Source organism: Acutalibacter sp. 1XD8-36 (assembly GCF_009917525.1).
Classification (GTDB): domain Bacteria; phylum Bacillota; class Clostridia; order Oscillospirales; family Acutalibacteraceae; genus Acutalibacter.
Genome location: NZ_QZDU01000032.1, coordinates 1 through 3,856, shown reverse-complemented (window position 1 = coordinate 3,856; position 3,856 = coordinate 1). Strand labels below are relative to the sequence as shown.

Below are 3,856 nucleotides of genomic sequence, written 5' to 3'. Positions count from 1 at the left end.
TCGGCGCGGGCGATTATCAGGGCGAAGTCCTGGCGGGCTATCTTGCCCTTGGGGTTGAACTTCCCTGCTGCACCTGTACCGGACATCAGGCCCATGTCTATGGCCTTCTTTACGTCTTCCAGGTGGCCGGAATACACGTCGCTCAGGTCGTATTTGTCCGAGGGCTTGCCGTCAGGGCCGGGAACGTCGCCGCCAACCGTTGCGGTCAGGGTGTACTCGGCCTTGGTGCCGTCCTCGGCGGTGATGGTGAACTTCATGGGCTCGCTCAGGTCATGCTTGACTGTGGAGTCGAAGGCCTCGCCCTTATCGTTCTGGACAGTGGCTACGTCGGAGTCGGGTGTGATGAACACATCCTGGGCCTTCAGCTCGCTGCCTGCGGGCAGGGTCACGCTCACATCGCTGCCGTTGATAACGGCCTCGGTCTCGCCTACCACTACCTTTGCAAGCTTATTGTTGCTCTCGGGTTGGGCGATAGTCAGGCGGAAGGGATAGGTGTTGTGCACCTTACCATTCTGAGAGTTGACCGTCAGCATGGCCGCCTGAGGCTCGTACTTGCCCTGGTTTGTAATCTGGTACTTCCTGCCAGTGAGCTTGTCAAATACGTACAGCTCGCTGTTTAGCACGAAGAAGTTGGTCTTACCGGAGCTCCAATTTCCATAAGTATCATCTTTCATGCCTGCGCCGTCGGAAACTGTGAAGTCGATGGTGAAGTCATAGTTGCCGTTGTCGCGGTAGGTGCTCCAGTTAAAGCTGTTGGGCACGCGGACATTCACGGTCTTGGTGTAGTCCAGAGTGGCGCGCACGCCGGGTGTGCCGGAGCCAACAGTCAGCAGCTGGGCCTGGTTATTGGCTGTGCCGCGCTCGTAGTATACGTTGTATATGTGGGAATACTTATCAACTATTCCTACATTCCCTGCATCAACAGCGCCTCCAGCACCAATGGTTGCTTGCCAATCACTAGTGTTAGCCTGGAATTTGGCCATTTCAGCTTCGCTGATAACATAAATTTTCTCAGACAGAGACTTAACAACAGGAGTCCTGCCATTCTCTACGATATCGTCAGCAGCAACATCCAGCTCCTCAACAGAGCTCTGGGCTGTAATGTCTGCATTGTTCAAAGAGCCGTTATCGTCACCAGCAGTGACCTCAACAAACTGGCTTGCACTGCTGTCAAAGATATAAGCCTTTGCGCCATCGCTGACATTCAGGCCGTTATAGATATAAGTCTTGCCGTCTGCATCGGTCCACTCGTAGCCAACGCCAACCTTCAGCAGGCTGTCGTTGCCGCCCTTCTCAACGGGCGTGCCGGTGAACTCATCGCCTTCGCCAATAACATCGTCGTCGGCGATAACAGCGGGCTCAGTAATCTTGTTGCCGGTGCGCGCGTCTTCCTCTACCAGCTTAATGCGGTAATCCTTTTTGATCTCGTTATGCTCAACATGGATGCTGAACACGCCCTTGGTGCCTTCGTATGCGGTAACAGTGCTCCAAATTGCTCCGAAGGTGGTGATGCTGCTCTGGATAGGTGTACCGGTTATGCCGTTCCAACCGTAGTAGGCAGAAGCGCCAGGGCTTATCAGCGCGTAGACCTTTTCACTTGCCAGAGCTGCAGAGATATCATATGGCTCTTCAGAAACACCATATACAAGACCAGTGTCAACTATGCAGAACTTCTCAGTATTATCAGCGGCTAAGATTGCCTCGCTATCAATTTTATTAAATTCTGCCCAGCTATTGGTGCTGTCAGTTGAATCTAAGAAAAACTTAGTATCAAAGTCATTCCATCCAGAACGCCCGGCCGTAATAATGGCTGTTCCAATATCTGAAGTAAATGTTATTGTATGCACATTAGCTGTATTGCTTATCCCGTCGCCTTTTTTGAGAGCTGTTCCAATATCTGCGGTGTCTCCATTTTTGTAAAGCACCAGCACAGCCTTCTTTGTATCACTATCAGCACTATCACTATAGAGCTTCAAGCCAATTTTTGCCTGGTCCCATGTATCGTCAGTACCATAAGTAGCGTGGATGGTGTCTTTGAGCTTTTCCTCATCTAAATTGTCGAAGCTCACTTTATTCTCATAAGTGCCATCGGCACCAGTGAATTCGTCAAATACAACATCACTTTTCTTTACGCCATCAATATAACCGACATATGCAGCTGCACCAGTTTTCTGCTTCAGCGTGCCAAAAGGCACCTTAATAGTCATGTCATACTGCCCGTTTGTGACATTCTGCCTGTCAAAAGTAGCAGCCATGGACTCGCCATCGTCGCCGCCAATCTGGAAGCGCAGACCGCTGTTGTTGCTCAAATCTGCCTGGCTGGAGGAAGCGGCAATCAGGTTTACCCTGTAGTTTGCTGCTGCAACATTCTCGTCCTCAGCCTTGACCTGTATGGTGAACATACGGCCGTTGGTGCGAACGTTCTTAAACACATACTTATTTGTTGCGGCGTTGGTATCGTCGCGAATAACCGCAGGATTGTTCTGGGAAACTACAGTGGGAACGGCTTTTTTATCAACATTGACCTCAACCTCAATCTCGTCCTCTGCCTGGAAGCTGTAGCCAGCGGGCAGATAAACGGTGTTGTTGGCGGTCACGTTATAGACGGTAGCCAGGGGAATCCTAGCGCCGTTCTCCTTCTTCACAGTAACAGTGAAGTTCTCGATTCCGGTGCCAACATACTTGTCAGTCTCGGTCACAGAAACCTGGACTGCTGCTGCGGTGGCGGGGTCCATCTCGCTGGTAGCCTTGGTCTTCACGAAGAAGGTGATGGGGTTACCAGATGTAAAGTCATACTCGCCGCGGCCGGAGCGAACGCCGTAGTAGGTAGGATGTGCGAGAGTGGCAAGCAGTTCTCTCTTACCATCACGTAGAGTCGGAGTCGCTTCTCCACCACTGCTGTAGACAGCACTCACGTTCTCGTCGGTTGTCCAAGTGGGAACAATCTTGTCCAGCTCGCTGCCATTGGGCACCTTGATGGAGATAGTCAGGCCGTCATCGCTCATCTCGGTCTCGCCAACCTGGTTGGGGACTGTGAAGGAGGTGAATCCGGTCTCGTGGGTGTAGTTGATTTTGTAGGTCTTGGAGCTGTTGTCGGCGGCCTTAACGGTGATAGAGCCCTCATCGCCGGCCAGCGTCACAGTAGCATTATAGTTGGCGGGCACGAAAGCCGCGGCGGTAAGGTCACGGGCGTTCTCGGTCTTAACGTCATCCTTGGTGTAGCCCAGGGGCAGGATAAGGGTTATCTCGTCCTTGCCGATGATGCTGTCAATGACGTCACCCTCTTCGGCGCGCACGGACTTGATTTCCACGTTGTCAACAGGGACAACATTCTCAACGGTAACAGCCAGGGTGTATTCCTTGGCCTCGCCGCCCCTGGTCTCGCGCAGCTTGATGTGGTACAGGCTGGTGCGCTCGGTCTCGCTGACCAGCGTGGCCTCCTGCTTCAAGTCAACTGCGGTGGTGGAGGTGAGAGGAACGACATTGCCGTTCTTCGTCAGCAGGTCCACCTTCACCCCTTCCGGCAGGCCGTAAAGCGCTACGGAAAGGATGTACGTGCTGTAGACGGTAGCGTCAAAGCCGCCGTCCTTGAACGCTGCTTCGCGGTTGTTGACGACCACGGTATACTCCGGCGCAGCCGGAGTAGTGGTATCGTCATCATCAGCGAAGGCGCTCATTGGGACCAAAGCGACGACCATAAGAATGGCCAGAAGAGCCGCAAGTGGTCTCTTAAGGAACTTGCTTTTGTTCATGATTTCAACCCTCTTAAATTTTAGATTCTCGTGCGGCTCTCTTTTGCCGCCGAGTGGAAGTTATTTATATACTGTAATCTGGAATCAGACATTTCACATTTAAA

The 3,856-nt window shown here is 52.3% G+C and carries 1 protein-coding gene; it reads right to left on the bottom strand.

All coding sequences use genetic code 11. The features are described 5' to 3' along the window. On the bottom strand, positions 1-3,752 hold a 3,752-nt coding region (locus D5270_RS16220), incomplete at its 3' end, for a hypothetical protein (RefSeq protein ID WP_207709417.1). Positions 3,753-3,856 lie beyond the last annotated feature (104 nt).